Source organism: Bacteroides sp. MSK.20.82 (assembly GCF_019052485.1).
GTDB classification, from domain to species: Bacteria; Bacteroidota; Bacteroidia; order Bacteroidales; family Bacteroidaceae; genus Bacteroides; species Bacteroides thetaiotaomicron.
This window is the reverse complement of sequence record NZ_JAHQUN010000025.1, coordinates 20,427-45,139: the sequence shown is the minus strand read 5'-3', so window position 1 is coordinate 45,139 and position 24,713 is coordinate 20,427. Positions and strand designations below refer to the sequence as shown.

At 44.0% G+C, this 24,713-nt stretch carries 18 protein-coding genes; 7 read left to right on the top strand and 11 right to left on the bottom strand.

Features of this window, described 5'->3' with window-relative positions; all coding sequences use genetic code 11:
• Positions 1–221 precede the first annotated feature (221 nt).
• From KTR07_RS18255 to KTR07_RS18245, 3 genes are all read right to left on the bottom strand, one after another.
• Entirely contained in the window at positions 222–1,784 is a 1,563-nt protein-coding gene (locus tag KTR07_RS18255) for an ATP-binding protein (protein ID WP_008767723.1), read from the bottom strand.
• Positions 1,785–1,949: 165 nt separating this feature from the next.
• Positions 1,950–3,587, bottom strand: a complete 1,638-nt coding sequence (groL, locus tag KTR07_RS18250; RefSeq protein ID WP_008763228.1) for a chaperonin GroEL — start codon at positions 3,585–3,587, stop codon at positions 1,950–1,952.
• 45 nt (positions 3,588–3,632) lie between these two features.
• Positions 3,633–3,905 (bottom strand): co-chaperone GroES, encoded by a 273-nt coding sequence (locus tag KTR07_RS18245; protein ID WP_010539043.1) that lies wholly within the window; start codon positions 3,903–3,905, stop codon positions 3,633–3,635.
• 262 nt (positions 3,906–4,167) lie between these two features.
• On the opposite strand from KTR07_RS18245, the gene KTR07_RS18240 reads away from it, so the two are divergent.
• Positions 4,168–5,196 carry a L,D-transpeptidase gene (locus tag KTR07_RS18240; RefSeq protein ID WP_032841473.1) on the top strand — a complete coding sequence of 343 codons (1,029 nt, stop codon included), beginning with the start codon at positions 4,168–4,170 and terminating at the stop codon, positions 5,194–5,196.
• A gap of 43 nt (positions 5,197–5,239) precedes the next feature.
• Positions 5,240–5,956, top strand: coding sequence for a murein L,D-transpeptidase catalytic domain family protein (locus KTR07_RS18235; RefSeq protein ID WP_008767720.1), 717 nt, complete (start codon positions 5,240–5,242; stop codon positions 5,954–5,956).
• Positions 5,957–6,010: 54 nt separating this feature from the next.
• Here KTR07_RS18235 and KTR07_RS18230 read toward each other — a convergent pair whose 3' ends face one another.
• Positions 6,011–8,662 carry an ATP-binding protein gene (locus KTR07_RS18230; RefSeq protein WP_225710292.1) on the bottom strand — a complete coding sequence of 884 codons (2,652 nt, stop codon included), beginning with the start codon at positions 8,660–8,662 and terminating at the stop codon, positions 6,011–6,013.
• A gap of 75 nt (positions 8,663–8,737) precedes the next feature.
• Entirely contained in the window at positions 8,738–8,887 is a 150-nt protein-coding gene (locus KTR07_RS18225; protein ID WP_162303121.1) for a hypothetical protein, read from the bottom strand.
• A gap of 268 nt (positions 8,888–9,155) precedes the next feature.
• On the opposite strand from KTR07_RS18225, the gene KTR07_RS18220 reads away from it, so the two are divergent.
• The 5 genes from KTR07_RS18220 (at position 9,156) to KTR07_RS18200 (ending at position 16,973) form a co-directional block, all read left to right on the top strand.
• Positions 9,156–10,625 carry a 4Fe-4S dicluster domain-containing protein gene (locus KTR07_RS18220; protein WP_008767718.1) on the top strand — a complete coding sequence of 490 codons (1,470 nt, stop codon included), beginning with the start codon at positions 9,156–9,158 and terminating at the stop codon, positions 10,623–10,625.
• Complete coding sequence (gene hydE / locus KTR07_RS18215; RefSeq protein ID WP_008767717.1) at positions 10,606–11,643, top strand: [FeFe] hydrogenase H-cluster radical SAM maturase HydE; 1,038 nt, start codon at positions 10,606–10,608, stop codon at positions 11,641–11,643. Before KTR07_RS18220 ends, hydE begins: the two co-directional genes overlap by 20 nt.
• A gap of 4 nt (positions 11,644–11,647) precedes the next feature.
• On the top strand, positions 11,648–13,066 hold the full coding sequence (hydG, locus tag KTR07_RS18210; protein ID WP_008767716.1) for a [FeFe] hydrogenase H-cluster radical SAM maturase HydG: 1,419 nt from the start codon (positions 11,648–11,650) through the stop codon (positions 13,064–13,066).
• Positions 13,067–13,129: 63 nt separating this feature from the next.
• Entirely contained in the window at positions 13,130–14,347 is a 1,218-nt protein-coding gene (gene hydF, locus KTR07_RS18205) for a [FeFe] hydrogenase H-cluster maturation GTPase HydF (protein WP_008767715.1), read from the top strand.
• Between the two features lie 88 nt (positions 14,348–14,435).
• Entirely contained in the window at positions 14,436–16,973 is a 2,538-nt protein-coding gene (locus KTR07_RS18200) for a S9 family peptidase (RefSeq protein ID WP_032841442.1), read from the top strand.
• Positions 16,974–17,057: 84 nt separating this feature from the next.
• Here KTR07_RS18200 and KTR07_RS18195 read toward each other — a convergent pair whose 3' ends face one another.
• The 6 genes from KTR07_RS18195 to KTR07_RS18170 form a co-directional block, all read right to left on the bottom strand.
• The gene (locus KTR07_RS18195; RefSeq protein ID WP_008767713.1) at positions 17,058–18,458 is read right to left on the bottom strand and encodes a hypothetical protein; all 1,401 of its coding nucleotides are present in this window, start codon (positions 18,456–18,458) and stop codon (positions 17,058–17,060) included.
• A gap of 610 nt (positions 18,459–19,068) precedes the next feature.
• Complete coding sequence (gene hisS / locus KTR07_RS18190; RefSeq protein ID WP_008767712.1) at positions 19,069–20,433, bottom strand: histidine--tRNA ligase; 1,365 nt, start codon at positions 20,431–20,433, stop codon at positions 19,069–19,071.
• Positions 20,434–20,584: 151 nt separating this feature from the next.
• The gene (locus KTR07_RS18185; RefSeq protein WP_008763217.1) at positions 20,585–21,265 is read right to left on the bottom strand and encodes a zinc metallopeptidase; all 681 of its coding nucleotides are present in this window, start codon (positions 21,263–21,265) and stop codon (positions 20,585–20,587) included.
• 119 nt (positions 21,266–21,384) lie between these two features.
• Complete coding sequence (locus tag KTR07_RS18180; protein ID WP_113748287.1) at positions 21,385–22,701, bottom strand: alpha-L-fucosidase; 1,317 nt, start codon at positions 22,699–22,701, stop codon at positions 21,385–21,387.
• 177 nt (positions 22,702–22,878) lie between these two features.
• A complete protein-coding gene (locus KTR07_RS18175) occupies positions 22,879–24,150 on the bottom strand; it encodes an adenylosuccinate synthase (RefSeq protein WP_008763215.1) in 1,272 nt (423 codons plus the stop codon).
• On the bottom strand, positions 24,147–24,635 hold the full coding sequence (locus KTR07_RS18170) for a Fur family transcriptional regulator (RefSeq protein ID WP_008767710.1): 489 nt from the start codon (positions 24,633–24,635) through the stop codon (positions 24,147–24,149). Before KTR07_RS18170 ends, KTR07_RS18175 begins: the two co-directional genes overlap by 4 nt.
• Between the last annotated feature and the right edge of the window lie 78 nt (positions 24,636–24,713).

Here is a 24,713-nt window from a genome sequence, read left to right as displayed (position 1 = left end):
TAACTAGGCCTTCACCCGATATCATCGATAAATAAAGGATTTCGAAGGTAAAGTGAAGGTGAAGATAATATTTATAACATCTCCCGTATGGCAACTTAAAGCTACGCTTTAGCAACCATAAAGCATAGCTTTTGGATATCCAAAGCATTGCTTTACGAAAGCAAAGAATATTATGAACGAAGCTAAATGGCAGAAAGACTTTACCAACTAATTTCAAATACTCATTTTCCTCCTTTTTCTACAACCCACTTCTCTATATTTCGTGTCTTGGCACTGAAATTCACTCCAATTTTGAACAACTCCCGATCATTGGATTCGAAAGGCTGAGCGTAATGTTTCTCATTTATCTGTAGCAATGCTTCCTCCGCTGTACCATCCAATTTAAACTCCATGACATAAACGAATTTTTCTGTCTGGAGAACAAGATCAATACGTCCTCCACTAGTATGATATTCTGCTTTAACATAGAATCCTATTAACTTGAAAACAATAAAAAGAACATTTTGATAATGTAATTCCAAATCACGAATCAACTCATAAGGTGTATCAGCAAAGAAAATTTGTAAACGTCGAAAGAAAGAATCATAATCTCCGGCTTCTATCTCACGAACAAATTTCTGAATTTCAAAAGAAGATTCCACTGCATTAGTATTAGCATAGAAAGGAAGCAAGAATTTAACAAACCCTTCTTCTACTTCACGGTTAGGAAATCCAAGACGATAAATACCAAAGCGCTCATCATATCCTTTTATAGTGAGATAACCACTCTGATAAATGACAGGTATCGGATTGTCGGAAGTAGAATCAACACTATTCAAGACTTCAGCACTCGTTTCTTCGTGCGCCATTCTCTGAAGATCATAATGATGTTTTTTTAATAATTCTACCAGATAGGTAGGTGTACCGGTTTCGAACCAATAGCTGCCAAATTCATTACGTAAGAATGCATTGAGAAGACTAAACGGATTATACATGCCGATGGAATTATGAGTAAAATGGTAACCATCATAGTATTCACGCAATGCAACACATATTTCATTATATGTCATTCCACGAGCATCTGCAAATTCAGAAAGTTCAACCTCCAGATTATCATGCAATTCTTGATCACTGACTCCACATATATCTATATATTGATTCCACATGGAGATATCGTTGAGATTATTCAAATCGCTGAATACACTAACCTTACCAAACTTCGTCACACCTGTCAGCATAGCAAATTTAATATAACCATCCATCGACTTCATCACGCCGTAGAAGGCTTTCAATGTATTCCGGTATTCTTCCTGCAACTCATCTCTACCAATGGCTTGCAACATTGGTTTGTCATACTCGTCGACAAGAATCACCACCCGCTGCCCTGTTTTTTCTGCGGCCAGTCTAATTAAAGTAACCAAACGGTCATCGATCGTTTCATCACTGGAACATGAGCCGTATTGAGCTTCGTAAACAAGAAGTTGTCGATCTATCAGACGGATAAGATCATTTTCAGTATCAAACTTTTTAGCATTCAGATCCAAATGAATAACCGGATATTCAATCCAGTCCTTCTCCAGACTCTCCATCGCCAATCCTTCGAAAAGTTCTTTTCTTCCTTTAAAATAAGCTTCAAGAGTAGATAACAGCAAACTTTTTCCAAAACGACGGGGACGACTTAGAAAATAATAACTGCCAGTCTTTACCAATTTATAAATCAACGCAGTTTTATCAATGTAAAAGTAACCATCTTTTCGAATCTTTTCAAAGTTCTGTATGCCGATAGGATAAATTTTACTACTCATATTCTCAGGGATTTTTGATTTGCAATACACAAAGATACTTCTTTCCAAACAAATAACGCCAAGTTACACACAAAAGTTTCTATCACAAAGCTGCGCAAAAAAAGAACCGCCTTCCCCACAGGGAAAGCGGTTCCATACCTTATTTTTATGTCCGGAAAGGAAGAATTACATCATTCCGCCCATGCCGCCCATGCCCGGAGCGCCCATCGGCATTTCTGGTTTATCTTCTTTCTTTTCCACGATCACACATTCTGTAGTCAGGAACATACCTGCGATAGAAGCTGCATTTTCAAGAGCCACACGAGCTACTTTAGCAGGATCTACTACACCGGCAGCGTGCAGATTTTCGTAAACATCCGTACGAGCATTGTAACCGAAGTCACCTTTACCTTCACGTACTTTCTGAACAACTACCGCACCTTCCTTGCCTGCATTGGCAACAATTTCGCGAAGCGGTTCTTCGATAGCACGTTTGATGATACCGATACCTGTTGTTTCGTCCGCATTGTCACCCTTCATGCCTTCAAGAGAATCGATAGCACGGATGTAAGCAACGCCACCACCCGGGATGATACCTTCTTCGATAGCAGCGCGAGTTGCACGCAATGCATCGTCTACACGGTCTTTCTTTTCTTTCATTTCTACTTCAGAAGCAGCACCTACATAGAGAACTGCTACACCACCTGACAATTTAGCCAGACGTTCCTGCAATTTCTCACGGTCGTAATCTGATTTAGTAGCAACGATCTGAGCCTTGATCTGATCGCAACGTTCCTTGATGTTTTCTTTCACACCGGCACCGTTTACGATTGTTGTATAATCTTTAGATACTGTTACCTTGTCAGCAGTACCGAGCATTTCGATTGTAGCCTGTTCCAGTTTCAGACCTTTTTCCTCGCTGATTACCACACCACCTGTCAGGATAGCGATATCTTCCAGCATTTCTTTACGACGGTCACCGAAGCCCGGAGCCTTCACAGCACAAATCTTCAGCTGAGAACGCAGACGGTTTACTACCAATGTAGTCAACGCTTCGCTATCCACATCTTCCGCGATAACCAACAGAGGACGACCTGTCTGAACAGCCGGCTCAAGGATAGGCAAGAAATCTTTCAGGTTAGAAATCTTCTTGTCGTAGATCAGAATGTAGGGTTTCTCCATCTCACATTCCATCTTTTCCGTATTAGTAACGAAATAAGCAGACAGATAACCGCGGTCGAACTGCATACCTTCTACTACACCGATAGTAGTGTCAGTACCTTTAGCTTCTTCGATAGTGATTACACCGTCCTTAGAAACTTTACGCATAGCGTCAGCAATCAATTTACCGATTACCGGGTCATTGTTGGCAGATACAGTAGCAACCTGTTCGATCTTGTCGTAGTTGTCACCTACAGTTTCAGCTTGTGCCTTGATTGATTCTACCACTTTGGCAACAGCCTTGTCGATACCACGTTTGATATCCATCGGGCTTGCACCGGCAGTCACATTCTTCAAACCTTCAGCTACGATAGCCTGAGCCAAAACAGTTGCAGTAGTTGTACCGTCACCTGCATCGTCACCAGTCTTAGAAGCGACTTCTTTCACCAGTTGTGCACCGGTGTTCTGGTAAGCATCTGCCAATTCGATTTCCTTTGCTACTGTCACACCGTCTTTTGTGATGTGCGGAGCACCGAATTTCTTTTCGATGATAACGTTACGTCCTTTCGGGCCAAGAGTTACTTTTACTGCATTTGCCAATGCATCGACACCTTTTTTCAATTGGTCGCGGGCATCGATATTGAATAATATTTCTTTTGCCATAATGATATCTTATTTATTTTAAAATGATAAATTTAGAATTTTGAATTAACCCAGGATAGCGAGAACATCGCTCTGACGCATGATAAGGTATTTAGTGCCTTCTACTTCAAGTTCGGTTCCGGCATACTTGCCATAAAGAACTGTATCGCCTACTTTCAATACCATTTCTTCGTCTTTCGTTCCGTGACCAACTGCCACAACTTCACCCTTCAAAGGTTTTTCTTTTGCTGTATCAGGAATAATGATACCACCAATTGTTTTTTCTTCTGCAGGTGCAGGGAGGATAAGCACTCTGTCTGCTAATGGTTTAATGTTCATAGTTCTTTTTTTTGATTTTATTTGTTATACATTATATTCATGATTTGTCCTCTTCTTGAAGAAGACGCTAAATCAGTTGCGAAAAGTATGCCAAAGCAAAATAATGATTGTTTGGCAGAAATTGACTGACAAAATGACTGACAACAGGTTATTAATGGCAAAAAAGCATATTTGTTCCACACTTTTTAAACAATAGAAGCGGATTATTCCTTATAATAACGTATATTCGTAAATGAACCCCAAGATAAACTGTATAGATTATATGAATAAAATAAGTTTTGGCATATCCATCGCTTTTTGCGTACTCTATTCCTGCACTTCGCATACAGGACACAAAACTTCTGAAGAGACTTTACAGGCTGATTCACTGGCACAGGACACGATTGCGGAAACTGTGGCAGAACCTGTCGTCAAAAAGATTACTCCGGAAGAAATTCAAATCACCAAAGAACTACTGTATGATAAATACACGCTGGAAGATACATATCCTTATAAAGATACGACCCGCAGTTTCCAATGGGACAAAATAAAAGAACAGCTTGCTCTGCTCGAAAACATACAACTGCAGCCGTCTCAATGGGCTATCCTCCAGAATTACAAGAACAGAAACGGTGAAGCTCCATTGGTGAAAAACTTCAAAAGAAATGCCTACGGACGGGTAGCGGACACGCTTGGGGTAGAGCGATACCAGTCTGTCCCGCTTTATCTGCTGACGGATACGATAGCACCCGAACGCTACGGGCAGGATGGTGAACTGACGCGTTTTATTGAGGACGGAGAAAACTTTGTCAAAGCAGAACCGATATTTACAGAAGGCGAATGGATGATTCCTAGAAAGTATGTCAAAGTGATCGGAGATACGGTGGTTTTCAATAAAGCCATTTTCGTTGACCGCCATAATCAGAATATTACCGCACTGGAACGCACGGAAAAAGGGAAATGGGTAGTACGCAGTATGAACCCTTCTACTACCGGACTTCACCGACCGCCGTATGCGCAGGAAACTCCTTTAGGAATGTTCGTACTGCAGGAAAAGAAGGTGAAAATGATATTTCTGAAAGACGGCTCGAAGGAAACAGGAGGCTATGCGCCTTACGCCAGCCGCTTCACGGACGGAGCCTACATTCACGGAGTACCTGTCAATGAGCCCCGAAAGACACAGATAGAATATAGCTGGTCACTGGGAACTACTCCCCGATCACATATGTGTGTACGGAACGCAACTTCCCATGCCAAATTTATTTTCGACTGGGCACCTGTTAATGAGACGATTATTTTTGTTTTGGAATAAAAATCCCTATCTTTACCGCGATTTTATTTCAAGCTTAAACCCTATGCTTCAGAAAGTTATATTATTTTTATCATTCCTTTTCATTCCATTCAGCCATGTTTCAGTCGACACAATGGCCGTTCCTGCATCTGACTCTCCGACTCCTGTGTCCGAATTAGCTGCCGGCGAACAGCTCTTTGAAGAAATGGAGTTGGGTGGAATTGTCAATTTCATTGCATTCCGTCAGGCTGTCGCCGGTTACAACCGCATCAAGGAGAAGAGTAAACCGATTCTGACGCTGATTGACTTCTCAAAGCCGTCTACCGAAAAACGTTTTTTTGTCTTCGATATGGAGAAGAAACAACTGCTGTTTTCATCAGTAGTCTCACACGGACGAAACAGTGGAGGGAACTATGCCACTTCTTTTTCCAACCAAAACGGCTCTTATAAAAGTTCACTGGGATTTTATCTCACTGAAAACACTTACCAAGGCGGAAACGGCTACTCACTCATCCTAAACGGACTCGAAAAAGGAATCAATGACAAAGCTAAAGAACGTTCCATCGTCGTGCACGGGGCTTCATACGCCAATCCGACAGTAGCCGCCTCGGGACGTTTGGGGAGAAGTCTGGGATGTCCTGCCCTCCCGACAAAACTAGCCAAGCCCATCATTAATACAATTAAAGATGGCAGTGTTATGTTTATCTATGCCAATAATAGCAGCTATCTTGCTCAAAGCGACATCTTAAAAAATGTCAGTGCCCCCATGCCGGCACTCTAAACAGTCTTTATCAGAAAGAGCTGCACGGACTAACCGCACAAAGGAAGAACAACTTTACTTTATCGGCAGGGTAAACCAGAAACAAGAACCTTTCTCTGGTTCACTATCTACGCCAATCTCGCCACCCAGTTGTTCCACAATACTGCGGCAAATGGAAAGCCCGAGTCCTGTGCCATGTACAAAGGAATTCAGTTTGACGAAACGCTCAAAAATCTCGTTCTGCATTTCCGGCTCAATACCTATGCCTGTATCGGCAATGTAGAAACGCAGATGAGCCTCATCAAGCTGATCATAGCCTACCCGTATATTTCCTTCTTCCGTGAATTTAAGCGCATTGTTTACAAAGTTGGAAATAACCTGATGTAAACGATTGCGGTCACTCATGATGCGACATTCCGGCAGATGGCGGTCAAAAAGGATTTCCACGTTCGGTCTGGCCTTCATTCTCATAGCGAGAACAATATCTTCACAAAGCAGATTTACGTCCACTTCACGTTCGGTGAAATCGAACGTTCCCGCCTCAATCTTCGATAAGTCAAGAATATCTGAAATCAATTGTAATAACAGGTCATTGTTTTCTTCCACAATATCCATGTACTGCCGTCTTTCCTCCATGTCCTCCGTATCCACCATCAGACTGGAAAAACCAACTATGGCATTCAGCGGAGTGCGTATCTCATGACTCATATTGGCAAGGAAAGCAGACTTCAACCGGTCGGATTCTTCGGCTTTCTCTTTTGCCTCTATCAGTTTGGCTTCCGTTTCTTTCAAGGCAGTGATATCGTAGTTGACTCCAATCAATTCCACTTGGCCTTTTTCCGGCTCATAGAGATTCAACACTACATTGGTACGCACCCAGTTCCATTCATTCTTCGTACCGGGACGCAAAATACGCATCTCACCTTTGAAGGCTTTTGCTTTCCCTTTCTTTGCTTCTTCAAAAAAAGCAAGCATACGGGAACGGTCATCCGGATGCATTTTGGAGTAAACACCGACTACATCGGAAAGAGGTGTATTCTCATCCTCTCCCATATTCTTGAACCATTGCTTGATGGCATAGCCCTGACGATTCAGCAGATTGAGTTTGGCATATCCCACCTTGGCATAATCAGATATAAGAAGAAACAGATTCTCAAAATCAGAAATAGGCTTCAAGGCATCAATACGCTCCGTATTATCCATATTAATAAGGATATATCCGGTAAGGTTACCATGATTATCATATAATTTGCGGACTTTTGTATAAAGTTCGATGACACCGGCTTTCAATGGACGATAATACCCCGTGTGGCGGGCACATTCGAACGAATAACGGGCACGAAAATCCGTAATACTGCTCTTGCGTATACTCTCAAGTATCTGGGCATCCACATTCGGGTTTTCAAAGAAATTGAGTCCGATCACCTCCGACTTATCTGAAATTCCCAGAATATCCATATCCCTCTCGTTCAAATCCACCAGATTCCCCTCTTTATCGTAAATCTCCACCCCGGCAGGAATATTGGCAAAGATGTTTTTGAAGAGTCTTTCACTGCGTGCCAAAGCTGCTTGTTCGAAGATTACTTTCTCTTTCGCCCTGCGCAGTTCAAGGCAAATACTGATTACATTGGCCAAAGAAGACAGCCAGCGATAATCTTCGTCCGACCATGAAGCGGAACCATCCACCAAATCTACTCCCATAAATCCGTAGACATGATCATTGACTACCAATGGAGTCGCCATCAAAGCCTTAATTCCCTGACGGGACAACACCTCATATTCACCCTGCCCCATTCCAGGCATCGGCTTTAATGTTTCAAATAAAATAGGCTTCTTGCCCAATATCTGTGATGTCCACCACGGCATGAAGTCTACCGGAATTTCCTGCAATTTATTTATTTCCGCTTTTACTCCTTCCGCTACAACTTCATAGGTACAGTTATAAAAATGATTTTCTTCGTCCGTCTCGAAAATATAGGCACGTCCCGCCCGATAAAAAGCCAGAATATCTTTTAATATCTCATAAATTCCTGTCTCGACTTCTTCATCTTTCAGAAAACGGGACAAAGACCGTGAAATTGAGTTCTGATAATAAAGCAAATCATTGATACGGTGTGAGATGGTTTCCGTTTTTTCATATTCCACCTTTTCGACAGATTTCTGTTCAAAGTCTGCCGCATGTTCAGCCACATATTTCCATAAGGGGGCGGCGTTGAGTGACTGCATGATCTCATTGTTTTCCAGCAGTTGTTTCACTTCTTCAAAAGTCAGCAGATGTACAGACAAATCTTCGGTATCTTCCAGATGTTGATGATCTATCGGTTCGACATTCGTAGCTAGGAAGCAATGAGTCAGGTTGGTATGCGTACTCGGATTGGCAGATATCACCATGTATTCCTGCCAGTTTCCTTTTCCATATCCGGTCTCCTCCCACAGTTCGCGCTGAGCGGAAACTAATGGGGAAGCATCCTCTTTATCACAAACTCCGGCACAGAGTTCATAAGAGGTACGTCCCAATCCAGGACGATACTGACGGACAAATACAAATTTGCCGTCTTTGGTTATTGCTATCGTGTTTACCCAATCGGGATATTCAAGAATATAATATTCAGGGATGTGGTTTCCATTAGGTAATAGCATATCTTCGCAGCGAACTGTCAACCACGGGCGGCGAAACAGATATTTGCTACTTACTGTTTTCCAGGCCTTCTCTTTCTCTTCCATCATTATTTGGTTTGCTTGCGGCAAAAGTAATGATTTTAGCCGGATAACTATTGCCCTATACAAACAAATATCTGTTTTTTACTCGCAAGTGATCTCTATTGTCTGGACCTGTTCGAGGTACTTCTTTGTAGCACTAACCAGCGAACTCCCCATATAATACCAAAACATCAGGCTGATGATGATCATCAATGCACCGATCATCGCAAAACGACTTCTTTGTTCCAACATACTGCTACTCATATCTCTTCTCCTCTCTTATTTTATGTTTTACAAAGATAACACCGAAATGCTACAAAAAATTGACAAGAATGTTTCAAAAACCTTAAATATTGAATTTATTTAACCAACCGGAGGGAAATAGTCTCCTGCATACAGGCTGTTTTATCCTTCCGGAAATATTAATGTAACAATCTGCTACATTCAATTTAACGATTATTAGTTTATCCGCAAACTAGTTACTATCTTTGCACCCACTAACAACCCTTTTAATTACTATATGGCTTTTACTAATAATATTATGATTGTCCGGCATAAATTGCTGGCTGACCTTGTCAGACTCTGGAAAAACGACCAGTTAGTAGAAAAAATTGACCGTCTCCCTATTGAGCTGAGTCCGCGCAAATCAAAACCGCTGGGGCGTTGCTGCGTACACAAAGAACGTGCTGTATGGAGATACAAGACCTTCCCGCTGATGGGACTGGATATGACGGATGAACACGATGAAGTAACTCCTCTCTCCGAATATGCACGGATGGCACTGAACCGCCCGGAGCCAAGTAAGGAAAATATCATGTGTGTCATTGACGAAGCCTGTTCTTCCTGCGTACAGATTAATTATGAAATCACCAATCTTTGCCGGGGATGTGTGGCACGCAGCTGCTATATGAATTGCCCTAAGGATGCAATACGTTTCAAGAAAAACGGTCAGGCAATGATTGATCATGATACTTGCGTCAGTTGCGGTATCTGCCATAAGAGTTGTCCTTATCACGCGATTGTATATATCCCCGTTCCTTGCGAAGAATCCTGCCCGGTGAAAGCTATCAGCAAAGATGAGCATGGCGTGGAACATATTGACGAAAGCAAGTGCATCTACTGTGGAAAATGTATGAATGCCTGCCCGTTCGGTGCTATCTTTGAGATTTCACAAACCTTTGATGTACTGCAACACATCAAGAAAGGAGAAAAGTTGGTAGCTATCATCGCTCCGTCTATCCTCGGACAGTTCAAGACTTCTATCGAACAGGTATACGGTGCCTTTAAAGAAATAGGATTCACCGACATTATCGAAGTAGCCGAAGGAGCCATGATGACCACCAGCAACGAGGCACACGAACTGCTGGAAAAACTGGAAGAAGGTCAGAAATTCATGACTACCTCCTGCTGTCCTTCATACATTGAACTGGTAGAAAAGCACATGACGGAAATGAAACCGTACGTTTCTACCACAGGATCACCGATGTATTATGCGGCACGAATCGCCAAAAAGAAACATCCGGATGCGAAGATTGTATTTGTCGGTCCGTGCGTAGCCAAACGAAAAGAGGTACGCCGTGACGATGCTGTAGACTATATCCTGACATTCGAGGAAGTAGGTTCTATCTTGGATGGAATGGACATTCAGCTGGAACAGGTGAATTCTTTCTCTATACTGCATACTTCCGTCCGTGAAGCACATGGTTTTGCACAAGCCGGTGGTGTGATGGGAGCCGTAAAAGCATATCTGAAAGAAGAAGCGGACAAGATCAATGCTATCCAAGTGTCGGATATCAACAAAAAAAATATAGCCTTGCTGCGCGCCTGTGCCAAAACAGGAAAAGCAGCGGGACAGTTTATCGAAGTGATGGCTTGCGAAGGTGGCTGTATCACCGGACCAAGTACGCACAACGACATTGTTTCAGGACGTCGTCAATTAGCACAAGAACTGCTCAAGCGGAAAGAAAGCTATGAGACAATGGATAGATAAACTGCAAGAAGAAAGGACACTCCAACCGGAAGAATTCCGGCAACTGCTGACCGAATGTGACGGAGAATCATTGCGCTATATCAATAAACAGGCGCAAGAAGTCAGTCTCCGTCATTTCGGAAACCGGATTTTTATTCGCGGACTGATTGAAGTCAGTAACTGTTGTCGAAATAACTGCTACTACTGCGGTATCCGGAAAGGGAATCCGAATCTGGAACGTTATCGGTTATCCACAGAAAATATACTGAATTGTTGCAAGCAGGGGTATGACCTCGGCTTCCGTACTTTTGTGCTGCAAGGGGGAGAAGACCCCGTACTGACAGATGAACGGATAGAGGATATAGTTTCAACGATTCGCCGGAGTTATCCTGATTGCGCCATTACACTGTCACTGGGCGAAAAGTCGCGGGAAGCATACGAGCGTTTCTTTCAGGCAGGAGCCAACCGCTATCTGTTGCGTCACGAGACTTATGACAAAGAACATTATCAACAACTGCACCCTACCGGTATGTCATGCGAGCATCGTCTGCAATGCTTACGGGATTTAAAGGACATCGGCTATCAGACAGGCACCGGAATCATGGTAGGCAGTCCGGGACAGACTATAAAACACCTGATTCAGGATATTCTGTTTATCGAACAGCTTCGCCCCGAAATGATTGGTATCGGCCCCTTCCTGCCTCATGGTGAAACGCCTTTTGCCCAGTCTCCCAGCGGAACCGTGGAACAGACGCTCCTTTTATTATCCATCTTCCGTCTGATGCATCCGTCGGCGCTGATTCCGGCAACTACGGCACTGGCTACCCTCACTCCCGACGGACGGGAACGGGGAATACTGGCAGGCGCCAATGTAGTCATGCCCAATTTGTCGCCACAGGAAGAACGCAAAAAGTACAATCTGTATAATAACAAAGCCTCCCTCGGAGCGGAATCTGTGGAGGGACTCAACATATTGCAACAGCAGCTGGAAAAGATCGGTTATCAAATCTCCTTCTCCAGAGGCGATTACAAACAATAAAGAAATGTATAAAATAGATTCACCCCAAGCAGAAGAATTCATTCATCATGAAGAGATTCTGGAAACTCTTGAATATGCACGGAATCACAAAAATAACCGCGCATTCATAGAACAGCTGATCGAAAAAGCCGCTCTTTGCAAGGGACTGACGCACCGCGAAGCAGCTACCCTGCTGGAATGTGACCAACCTGACCTGATAGAACGAATCTTCCATCTCGCCAAAGAAATCAAACAGAAGTTTTACGGCAACCGTATCGTTATGTTCGCACCGCTTTACCTGTCGAACTATTGCGTAAACGGATGCGTATATTGCCCTTATCATGCCAAAAACAAAACAATCGCCCGCAAGAAACTGACGCAGGAAGAAATACGCAAGGAAGTAATCGCTTTGCAGGATATGGGGCATAAACGTCTGGCACTTGAAGCCGGCGAACATCCGACTCTCAACTCACTGGAGTATATACTGGAATCCATCCGGACCATTTATAGTATCAGACACAAGAATGGGGCTATCCGCCGTGTAAACGTAAATATCGCCGCCACTACCGTCGAGAACTATCGCCGGTTGAAAGATGCCGGCATCGGCACGTATATCCTATTTCAGGAAACTTATCACAAAAAGAACTACGAAGCTCTCCACCCCACCGGACCGAAAAGTAACTATGCTTATCATACCGAAGCAATGGACCGCGCCATGGAAGGCGGCATAGACGACGTAGGAATGGGAGTGCTCTTCGGACTGAATACCTATCGCTATGACTTCGTAGGATTATTGATGCACGCAGAACATCTGGAAGCCCGTTTCGGTGTGGGTCCGCACACTATCAGCGTGCCGCGCATCTGTTCGGCGGACGACATCAATGCGGGAGATTTTCCCAATGCGATTTCCGATGATATATTCAGTAAGATTGTAGCTGTCATCCGGATAGCGGTTCCTTACACCGGCATGATTATATCCACACGTGAATCACAGGAGTCCCGCAAAAAAGTGCTTGAACTCGGTATCTCACAAATCAGCGGCGGCTCCCGCACCAGCGTAGGCGGCTATGCGGAAACGGAACTTCCGGAAGATAACTCCGCACAATTTGATGTAAGCGACACCCGGACATTGGACGAAGTGGTCAACTGGCTGCTCGAATCAGGATATATCCCCAGCTTCTGCACCGCCTGCTATCGGGAAGGACGCACCGGGGACCGATTTATGTCCTTAGTCAAATCGGGACAGATAGCCAACTGCTGCGGCCCCAATGCATTAATGACTCTGAAAGAATACCTCGAAGATTATGCATCGGAAGACACCCGAATCAAAGGTATGAAGCTGATAGCCAAAGAGACCGACCGGATTCCGAATCCCAAAATCAGAGAAATAGCCATCCGGAACTTAAAAGATATTGCGGAAGGAAAAAGAGATTTCAGATTTTAAGGGGCAAGGTGCCCCTGCCAAGTTTCCATGCGGATAATTAACGTTACAACAATTGCTTGATTTATGAATTTAGTCCACACCCCCAATGCCAACCGGCTCCACATCGCCCTCTTCGGAAAGCGTAACAGCGGAAAATCCTCCCTGATCAATGCACTGACCGGACAGGATACCGCTCTTGTTTCCGATACTCCCGGAACAACGACCGACCCCGTGCAGAAAGCAATGGAAATTCACGGTATCGGTCCTTGTCTGTTCATTGATACTCCGGGATTTGACGATGAAGGTGAGTTAGGAAACAGGCGTATCGAACGCACATGGAAAGCCGTAGAGAAAACCGATATCGCCCTTCTGCTTTGCGCAGGTGGTAGCTCTGCAGAGGAAACCGGAGAACCGGACTTTACCGAAGAACTTCATTGGCTGGAACAACTCAAGGCAAAAAACATCCCGACCATTCTGCTTATCAACAAGGCAGATATACGGAAGAACACCGCATCCCTTGCCATCCGGATAAAGGAGACTTTTGGAAGCCAGCCGATTCCTGTCAGTGCCAAAGAGAAGACAGGCATCGAACTGATACGACAAGCCATTCTGGAAAAGTTGCCGGAAGATTTCGATCAGCAAAGTATTACTGGCAACCTGGTAACGGAAGGAGATCTTGTCTTGCTGGTCATGCCACAAGACATTCAAGCCCCCAAAGGGAGGCTTATTTTGCCACAAGTGCAGACAATGCGGGAATTGCTCGACAAGAAATGTCTGATCATGAGCTGCACCACAGATAAGTTACGGGAAACGCTGCAAGCCCTCTCCCGCCCTCCTAAACTGATTATTACAGACTCACAAGTCTTTAAAACAGTCTACGAGCAAAAGCCTGAAGAAAGCAGACTGACCTCTTTTTCCGTCCTTTTTGCAGGTTATAAAGGAGATATCCGGTACTATGTGAAAAGTGCCTCAGCCATCGGAAGTCTGACAGAATCTTCCCGTGTACTGATAGCCGAAGCCTGCACACACGCCCCTCTATCCGAAGACATCGGGAGAGTAAAACTTCCGCATCTGTTAAGAAAGCGGATTGGAGAAAAGTTATCGATAGATATCGTGGCGGGAACTGATTTCCCGCAGGATCTCACTCCTTATTCTTTGGTTATCCATTGCGGCGCTTGTATGTTCAACCGCAAATATGTGCTGAACCGCATCGAAAGAGCAAGGCTACAAAATGTGCCGATGACAAATTACGGAGTAGCTATCGCTTTCCTCAACGGGATACTTAATCAAATAGAATATTAAAATAAAAAGAACAGAACCTTGCAGACTTCAAGCATTTGTCTTATATTAGTCACGCAATCAAATATTTATTAACTTTAGACATAAACAAATGAAAAAGAGAACTATGGCTTTGGCCATCTTTCTGGCAACCGGTGTTACTATGCAAGCACAAGACCGACTGACACAGTACAAAGTCCGGAATGCCATCAGCGTTCGTACCCCCATTATGAACGACAGCATCAATCCTAAAGGAGAAAAACACACCAAAAAGATGTTACTCCAGACCCCGGTCGTACTACATTTGCCGGATGCACCGATGCAGTCGCTCACTGCGGACACAGCGGGGTATCTCAGCTTCGAGAAAGCAGATAAAGACAATAAACTTTATCTGGTTAAGACTCAGATTCGTGCAGAACGTTTCCTGAAAGGGAAGTTGAAAATCACCTCCCCCGTCCGCTGGGAAGTCTTCATTGACGGAGCCTCCAAGCAAGTAAAAGATGCGGCAGAAGACAGCATCACCTCCGGCTCATCACGTGACATCGCTCTCAGCCTTGAACCGGAGCGGGATTACGAGATAATCATCAAACTGCTTTCTGCTTCCGACGACAAAGCGGCTCCAACGCTGAAATGCGAACTGATCAAAGACGAGAAATTCAAGGATATCGCCTGCAATCTAGATCCGGAAGCAAAGAAGCGTTTTTCTCTCGACAATACAGTTTATGGCAACCGTGCCATCTCTGTTTCCATCTCTCCCAGCGGAAAGTATCTGCTGACCCGTTATTGGGATAACCACGCCGCCAAACGCTCACGCACTTATTGCGAACTGACGGAACTAAAGAGCGGAAAAGTACTCCTGACCAATCTCAGAGACGGCATGAGCTGGATGCCTAAAAGTGACAAGTTATACTACACGGTAACTGCCCTGACAGGAAATGACGTAATCACCCTCGATCCTGCCACACTCCGCGAAGAAACGATTTTGCAAAGTATTCCCGAACAGAGTTTCAGATGGTCGCCCAACGAAGATTTTCTGATTTACTATCCCCGCGAAGAAGGAGTCAAAGAAGATGGTCCTCTCCGCCGCATCGTAAGTCCTGCAGACCGTATTCCCAATTCCCGCGGACGGAGTTTCCTTGCGAAATACAACCTGGCCGACGGTGTCTCCGAGCGCCTGACCTATGGCAACCACAGCACATATCTGCAAGATATTTCTCCGGACGGAAAATACATGTTATACAGTACATCCAAAGAAAACATCACTCAACGTCCGTTCTCTCTGTCCTCACTTTACCAAGTAGATTTGGAAACGTTGAAAGTGGATACTCTTTTCTATGAAGACCGCTTTATCGGAGGTGCGGGCTACTCTCCTGACGGCAAGCAGCTATTGCTGACCGGCAGCCCCGAAGCGTTCGGCGGCATCGGAAAGAATTGTGGCAATCACCCTATTGCCAATGATTTCGATACTCAGGCCTTTATTATGGATCTGAGTACCCGCAAGATACAACCGATTACCAAAGACTTTCATCCGACAGTCAGCCCTCTGCAATGGAATCATGGCGATGGGTGCATCTATTTCAATACGGACGATGGCGATTGCAAAAACATCTATCGTTATTCTCCGAAGGACGGAAAATTTGAGAAGCTGAACCTCGAAACGGATGTTACCAGCGCTTTCGCTTTGTCCGAATACAATCCGGGCATCGCAGCTTACATCGGTCAATCGGACTACAACGCCGGAGTGGCCTATCTCTATGACATGAAGAAAAAGACTTCCAGCCTGCTTGCCGACCCGATGAAACCGATTCTGGAGAAAATAGAATTAGGCAAAACAGAGCCGTGGAACTTTACCGCTTCCGACGGAACTGTCATCACTGGCAAGATGTGCCTGCCTCCGAATTTTGATCCGAACAAGAAATATCCGATGATTGTATATTACTATGGCGGTACGACTCCGACTACCCGCGGAATCAGTAATCCGTATTGCGCACAATTATTCGCTTCACGTGACTATGTGGTCTACGTCATCCAGCCTAGCGGAACGATTGGCTTCGGACAGGAATTCTCCGCCCGCCACGTCAATGCGTGGGGCAAACGTACAGCAGATGACATCATCGAAGGCACGAAGCAGTTCTGCAAAGAGCATCCGTTTGTGGATGAAAAGAAAATCGGATGTCTCGGTGCTTCTTATGGCGGATTCATGACGCAGTATTTACAGACGCAGACGGATATTTTCGCCGCTGCCGTATCGCACGCCGGAATCAGTGACGTGACCAGCTACTGGGGTGAAGGTTACTGGGGTTATTCCTACAATGCCATCGCCGCAGCCGACAGTTACCCGTGGAAGGACCCGGACTTGTTCACCAAACAAGGCTCCCTGTTCAACGCCGACAAGATAAACACTCCGTTACTGCTGCTACACGGTACGGTAGATACCAATGTGCCTATCGGTGAAAGTATCCAGCTTTTCAACGCATTGAAGATACTTGGCAAGACTGTAGAGTTCGTGACCGTAGACGGAGAAAACCATTTCATCTCCGATTATGACAAGCGAATCAAATGGCATAACTCCATCATGGCATGGTTTGCCCGTTGGCTACAGGATCAACCGGAATGGTGGAAGGAAATGTATCCGGAACGCCATTTATAATTTATGATAAATACGTATCCCCGGTCGTACACAAGAGTAATTCTTGGATATACTACCGGGGATACTTCTACTTTGTAATCTCATCTATTTTAATTCTACCTCGATAGCTGCCGGATAAAGCCGTTGCGGATCAAAGAACACCGCACAGCTATTAACCATATTCTTCAAATCAGCCTTTACTTTTCCCTCGAAAACCTTTTTGCCATTCACCGTCAGAGTCACCTTTTCAGTTAAATCGACCAGCTCGTCGCAGAGATAAATGACCACTTTCCCTTTATGCACCTGCGCATATTTCTTCGCAAACTTCATCTCTATTCCCCATCGTTGATCCTTCTCCGTAGCTTCATAAACAACATCATCGACCTTCAATGAAATATGATTTCCCGAAATACTCATTTCATAATAAGTACGCGACTTCCCCTCTTCATCGGATCTTTCCTTCACATACAGATTATAAAATCCTTTCCGGTAGAGTCCGTCCATTTCAAAATTCTCCCAGCTTACATATTTGGGATAAGGATTACGGACATATTGCTTCAGCCAGGGAGTCGTCGGACGATAATCAATACTATGCCCCATTCCGGGAATCAGTTCTATCTTGTGAGTGAAATAGCCGGGATGCTGATGCGCCAAACTATCGAATGCTTCCCGTACATATCCGGTCAGTGTATTCCGGTAGAATCCGGTATCCTTATCTCCTGTCCGCAAAGAAAAAGCAATATTACTACAATTCTCCGCAGGAGCATTCTTTAAAGGTTCCCCTCCTGCCATCGGTCCCGCAGCAGCCCAATAATCAGCATAAAATGAGGCCAGACGCTGACTGCCATATCCGCCTTCCGAGATTCCAAAAACATACACTCTGTTGGGATCAATCTTTCCCAAGAGTAAGGATTGTCGCAGCAATTTCTCCCAGGCAAACTGTTTAGCTTTTTGCCACCAACGATAGTACTCGCCTTCGTTCGGAATCTGTGGAATAAAGTAAACGGAAGGAGCATCATCAAAATTCCGGCAAATATTCAATCCGGTACTCCATTCCCGCTCTTTGGGTCCCGAACCATGCAGATAGAGGAATAATGGAAGTTCATTTCCTGCTTCATCTGTCCCTTTCATTCCCCAGTAATAGGGCATCACTGCATTTGGTTCCAAACTATCAGGAAGTTCCCAATAGCCGGTAGAAGCGGATGAGAGTGTATCCAAAGCTATTAATTTTTCTTCTTTAAAACCATCATTTGCCTCTTTCCACAACTGCCATACGACATCACGATAGTGTTCTACTTCTGACAGTTTCAACGGTTTTCCTGCGTCAAAAGTGGTTGTCTTACCGGAAAGAGATTCAGAAAAGAACGTAACAATCTCTTTTCTTGTCTGTGCCTTCACCGACTTCTTCAGGGAGTTCTCATTGGTTTCGAGTTCATGAGCAGTCGAGGAGGCAATACTGGCAGCACAGATTATGCCTAGAAAAAGTGTGTTTCTTATTGTTTTCATATTACTTTGGGGGTTGTTGTTTTTCATATATTTGCTATCAATTCAATGTATGCACAAAGATAAAAATTACTGTCCGGCTCTCCTTATTTTTTCAGTCTAATCTAAAAACTAATATCCAAAGTTTTTAATTAAGAAGTAGAATTAAGCCTTCCGAGAATATGATCCCCAAAAGTAATTGTTACATATAATTACCATTTCATTCTATATAGTTTCCGATAGTCAGTTTTCATTCGAAACCGCATCCTTATATCTTTACAAAAACAAAAACGGCCTTTAATAAACACGGATTCTGTTTATAATAAACTTATCGCACGTTTATTATAAACGGTATCCAAGTTTATTAAAAACGATATTCGTCCCTTTTTAAGTAAGAGACGAAATGTAGCAGGCATAATTAACGACAAAATGGGGCAATAATCATCTGATCATTGCCCCATTCCAAGTTCTTCTGATACTTATAAGTAACAGTATAAAGGTGATATTTATGTATCTATTTTTCTTATTACATTCATCTTATTTATGCCTTTTCTTTTCTCAAAGATACAACATAAAAAGTCATTTGTCAAGTACTTCACCGGAAAAGCGGATATTCTCACTCTATACCCTGCTTTTAATTGCGTAAAGCAGCTATCAGTTCTTCCACCGAAACAAGATTCTGTTCGCCGGTTTCCATATTCTTCAGCATTGCTTTGCCTTCGTTCATTTCGTTCTCTCCTACGATAGCTACGAACGGAACACTCTTGGCATTGGCATAGCTCATCTGCTTCTTCATCTTTGCCGCATCCGGGAAGATTTCCGCACGGATACCTGCCGCACGAACTTTTGCCAGCATACTCATAGAGAAAGCAGCTTCTTTATCACCAAAGTTTACGAACATCAATTCCGTACCGTTCACTGCTTCCTTCGGATAAAGTTCCAGTTGATTCAAGACGTCGAAGATACGGTCTGCACCAAAAGAAATGCCGACTCCCGACACACCGGCCATACCGAATACTCCTGTCAGGTTGTCATAGCGACCACCACCGGTGATACTGCCGATCTGCACGTCCAGCGCTTTCACTTCGAAGATAGCACCGGTATAATAATTCAATCCGCGAGCCAGCGTCAAGTCAAGTTCGATCTCATTTTTCAAGCCCATTGTTTCCAGTGTGCCCAGAATAAATTCGCTTTCTTCCACTCCTTTCATGCCTGTTTCACTGGCTGCCAGCACGCTCTTTAGTGTAGCCAGCTTTTCAGTATTGGTTCCGCTCAGCAGAATGATCGGCTGCAATTTGGCAATCGCCTCATCACTGATCCCTTTCTCTTTCAGTTCCGCATTGACGTTCTCCAGACCAATCTTATCCAGTTTGTCAATAGCCACTGTGATATCTACAATCTTATCCGCTTCACCGATAATCTCAGCGATACCGGAAAGAATCTTGCGGTTATTAATCTTAATACACACACGGATGTTGAAACGGCTGAATACAGTATCGACAATCTGCATCAGTTCTACTTCATTCAGCAGTGAATCACTGCCGACAACATCGGCGTCGCATTGATAGAACTCACGGTAACGTCCTTTCTGCGGACGGTCTGCACGCCATACCGGCTGTATCTGATAACGCTTGAACGGGAAAGTTATTTCATCGCGGTGCATCACCACGTAACGGGCAAAAGGCACTGTCAAGTCATAGCGCAAACCTTTCTCACAGAATTTGCTTGCCAGCTTAACAGCATTACGACTCAATAACTCTTCATCTGTGATGCCGGAAAAATAATCTCCTGAGTTCTGAATCTTAAATAGAAGTTTGTCACCCTCATCGCCATATTTCCCCATCAGTGTAGAAAGCATCTCCATCGACGGAGTTTCTATCTGCTGGAAACCATACAGATGATATACGTCACGAATCGTATTGAATATATAATTACGCTTCGCCATTTCTACCGGCGAAAAGTCACGAGTTCCTTTAGGAATACTTGGTTTTGCTGCCATGATATAATTACTGTTTAGTATTTTAATTGCGCAAATTTACTGCAAATTTCCGAGCAACGCTTGCATATATCTAAAAAAAACATCAATAAAAAAAGAACGCCTCCATAGTCTTTGAAAACGATGGAGGCGTCAAAACGATTAATCTTATCTCTTAGTCTCTTCTGCCCATAGCAATCATAATGTAATAGATCAGCGTAGCCAATGAACCCAGTGCAGCAACTACATAGGTGTATGCAGCAGAGCGAAGAGCGTCTTCGGCTTGCGTATGATTGTATGAATTAGTAATGCCGGATGAACTCAGCCACACAAGCGCGCGCTTACTTGCATTGATTTCCACCGGCAAGGTGATAAAGCTGAACAAAGTAGTGGTAGCAAACAGAATGATACCGATCCACAACAATTGCGGGAAGGAGTTGAACAGCAGAATACCGCCCAGCAATACCCAAGTCATGATAGAGGACGAAAAATTCACTACCGGCACCAAGGCGCTGCGCATTTTCAACGGAGCATACATACGTGCATGCTGAACAGCGTGTCCACATTCGTGTGCCGCTACGGCAGCCGCCATGATACTATTACTTTCGTATACACCTTCACTCAGATTCACTGTTTTGTTAGCAGGATTGTAGTGGTCGGTCAGCTGACCGGGTGTATGAGTTACTTGTACATCGTAAATTCCATTGTCGTGCAGCATCTTCAGAGCTACGTCGCGTCCTGTCATACCGTTTCCTGTCGGAATTTTGGAATACTTCTTGAATTTGTTCTGCAAATTCATCTGTACCAACCAACTTGCTACGGCAATACCAATAAATAATACCCAATAAGACATCATATACTTTTCATTTTAATTATTACTCTATATCTATATAAACAAATTGTTTGCCAAAAATAAAGGGAAACTACGTATGTAACGATAGTTTCCCTATGCTTTTATGAAGAATTAGCTAAAAATTAGTCAATTGTAAGTTCTACAACGTAATCAATATCTTTTGGTATCTCTGTAAACTCCAGCAACACGCCTTCTTTATTTTTAGTGAAGCGGACAGGTGTGCCGTTCTTAAACAGTACTGCCTTCTTCACCTTCTTATCTGCCAAAGGCAGGAACAGGGCTTTATCCTGCAAATTCAGAATATGCACATACAGCTTGTTTCCTTTCTGCGTCGTCACTCCCCAATCATGCGGAGCAACCGCACCGCCACGGGTTCCATAAATCGTTTCACCATATTGATTCATCCACTCTCCCATTTCTTTCAACCGCTGTACGGCTACTTCCGGAAGCTCTCCGTCGGGCTGAGGGCCGATATTCATCAACAGGTTCGCATTCTTTCCGGCTGCCTTTACCAGATAATGAATCAGTGTCTTCGTTGATTTATAATTCTGATCCGTAATCTTATATCCCCACATACCATTCATCGTTTCGCAGGTTTCCAAGGGCAGGTGACTTACACTTTGTCCGGAAAGTCCTGCGGTATTTTCTCCGGGCAGGTCACGTTCGAATATCTGAATGTCTTCACCGGCGAAAGGAGTCTGATGATGGTTATTTCCTATCAGGCAGCCCGGCTGTAGTTTATGGATCATGGCATATTGTTCCGGCAATTCCCAGTTAAAGCCGGGGTTTCCATCCTGATCCCACCATCCGTCAAACCAAATGGCTCCTACCGGACCATAATTAGTCAGCAGTTCCGTCAACTGATTGTTCATGAACTGATAATAGCTTTTCCAGTCTCCTTGCGGATTCGAACGTCCTGTACCCCGTCCTGTACGTCCCCAAGGATAATCTTCCCGCGTCCAGTCAAGATGAGAATAATAGAAATGAAGTTTAATTCCCTGTTTGCTACAGGCTGCTGCCAGCTCCTTGATGATATCCCGCTTAAAGGGAGTTGCCTTCACGATATTGAAGTCCGAATATTGGGTATCGAACATGGAGAAGCCGTCATGATGGCGGGAAGTCAGGCAGATATATTTAGCTCCCGACGCTTTGATGGCAGCCACCCACTTATCCGCATCAAACTTGGAGGGATAGAAGCCGCCTGCCAGTTTGGCATACTCTTTATAATTCAGATTATTATTTGTCATAGTCCACTCACCGGTGGCAAGCATGGCATACAGTCCCCAATGAAGGAAAATACCGAATTTATTATCCTGAAATTCTTCACGGGCTTTGAGGTTTTCTTCACCAGGCTGGTAAGAAGACTGTGCGTGGAGCCGGGAGGAGATTCCCAGACTCATACCTATTAAAAATAGGAAAGTAATGAAATGTGTTTTCATAATGCGTTATAGTTAATATTGGGGGTAAAGAAAAAACAAAAAGGCGGAGTAATTTCCATTTCTCCGCCTCTCATTAAGTTATAGAACAAAGGAGACCAAAAGCAATAGTATCATCAATTCCCCTCCTTCCAGGAGGAGACTTAAGATACTACCGGACTTTTTAGTCAGCCCCATTTCTTATTCTTCAGTATAACGTTCGATTGTCTGCGCTCTGTCCGGTCCGACAGATACAATCTTAATTTCCACACCAAGTTGTTCTTCCAGGAAAGTCAGATAAGCATTGAATTCTTCCGGGAATTCATCTTCGCTCTGCATCTTTGTCATATCTGTCTTCCAGCCCGGCAGTTCTGCATATACAGGTTCCACACCTTCAGTGATGTCATATGGGAAATAATCAATTTCCTCGCCATCTACCTTATAAGCAACACAAGCCTTGATGGTATCGAATGTATCGAGCACGTCGCTCTTCATCATGATCAGTTTGGTAACACCGTTTATCATAACGGAATATTTCAGAGCTACCAGGTCAATCCATCCGCAACGACGTTTACGTCCTGTTACAGAACCGAATTCATGTCCCAGTGTGCACATCTTGTCACCAGTCTCGTCGAACAGTTCTGTCGGGAACGGACCGGCACCTACACGAGTACAGTATGCCTTGAAGATACCGAACACCTCGCCGATACGGTTCGGAGCTACTCCCAGACCGGTGCAGGCACCTGCACAAACCGTATTGGAAGATGTAACAAACGGATACGAACCGAAATCGATATCAAGCATCGTTCCCTGAGCACCTTCGCAAAGAACGCTCTTGCCGTCTTTCAGATAGTTGTTAACCTCATGCTCACTGTCTACAAAATGGAACTGTTTCAGATATTCGATACCTTCCATCCATGCTTTTTCCAGTTCTGTGAGGTCATATTCGTAGTTCAGACTTTTCAGGATTTGTTCGTGACGAGCTTTCGCCGCACCGTATTTCTGTTCGAAGTTATGAAGGATATCACCTACACGAACACCGTTACGGCTAACTTTATCCGTATAAGTAGGGCCAATGCCTTTACCGGTTGTTCCTACTTTCGCATCTCCCTTGGCTGCTTCGTAAGCAGCGTCCAGTATGCGGTGTGTCGGAAGGATGAGATGAGCTTTCTTAGAAATGTGCAAACGCTCTTTCAATGGGTGTCCCGATGCTTCGAGTGCCTCAGCTTCCGCTTTGAACAATGCCGGATCGAGCACTACACCGTTACCGATAATATTTACCTTATCTCCCTGAAAAATACCGGAAGGAATAGAACGAAGTACATACTTCTGTCCTTCGAACTCAAGTGTATGACCGGCATTCGGACCGCCCTGAAAACGAGCGACCACATCATACTTAGGTGTTAATACGTCGACTACTTTGCCTTTACCTTCGTCGCCCCATTGTAATCCTAATAGAACATCTACTTTCATTTTTCTTTTTTATTGTTGTTACTGACTTTTTTCCGTTTATTAGCTCTGTCGCACTTGCTGCACAATCCATATATATATAAGGAGTAATGCGAAAGTTGAAAGCGGCTTAATTTTGTATTTTCGATGGCATGCTGCAATTCCTCGTTCTGAAACTCAGTCACTTTACCACATTGAGTACATATCTGATGATGATGTGTCTCGCGATTGTATGATTTTTCGTATTGGGAGGAAGTGCCGAACTGATGCTTGATGATCAGCCGCGCATTGATAAGCAGAATAATAGTATTATAAAGAGTTGCCCGGCTCACCCGGAAATTCTCCTGATCCATCATTCTGGAATAGAGCATATCGATATCGAAATGTCCGTCGATGGAATAGATAGTTTCGAGTATGGCGTAACGTTCGGGAGTCTTACGATGCCCGTTCGCCGTGAGATATTCTGTGAATATCTGCCTTACTGTATCTTTCACATTTTGAGTTTCCATCATCAGCACAAAATTAGCGCGAACAAAGTTAAGCCTTTTTTGTGGAAAGCAAAAGAATTTCTGAGAATAAGTAATAAG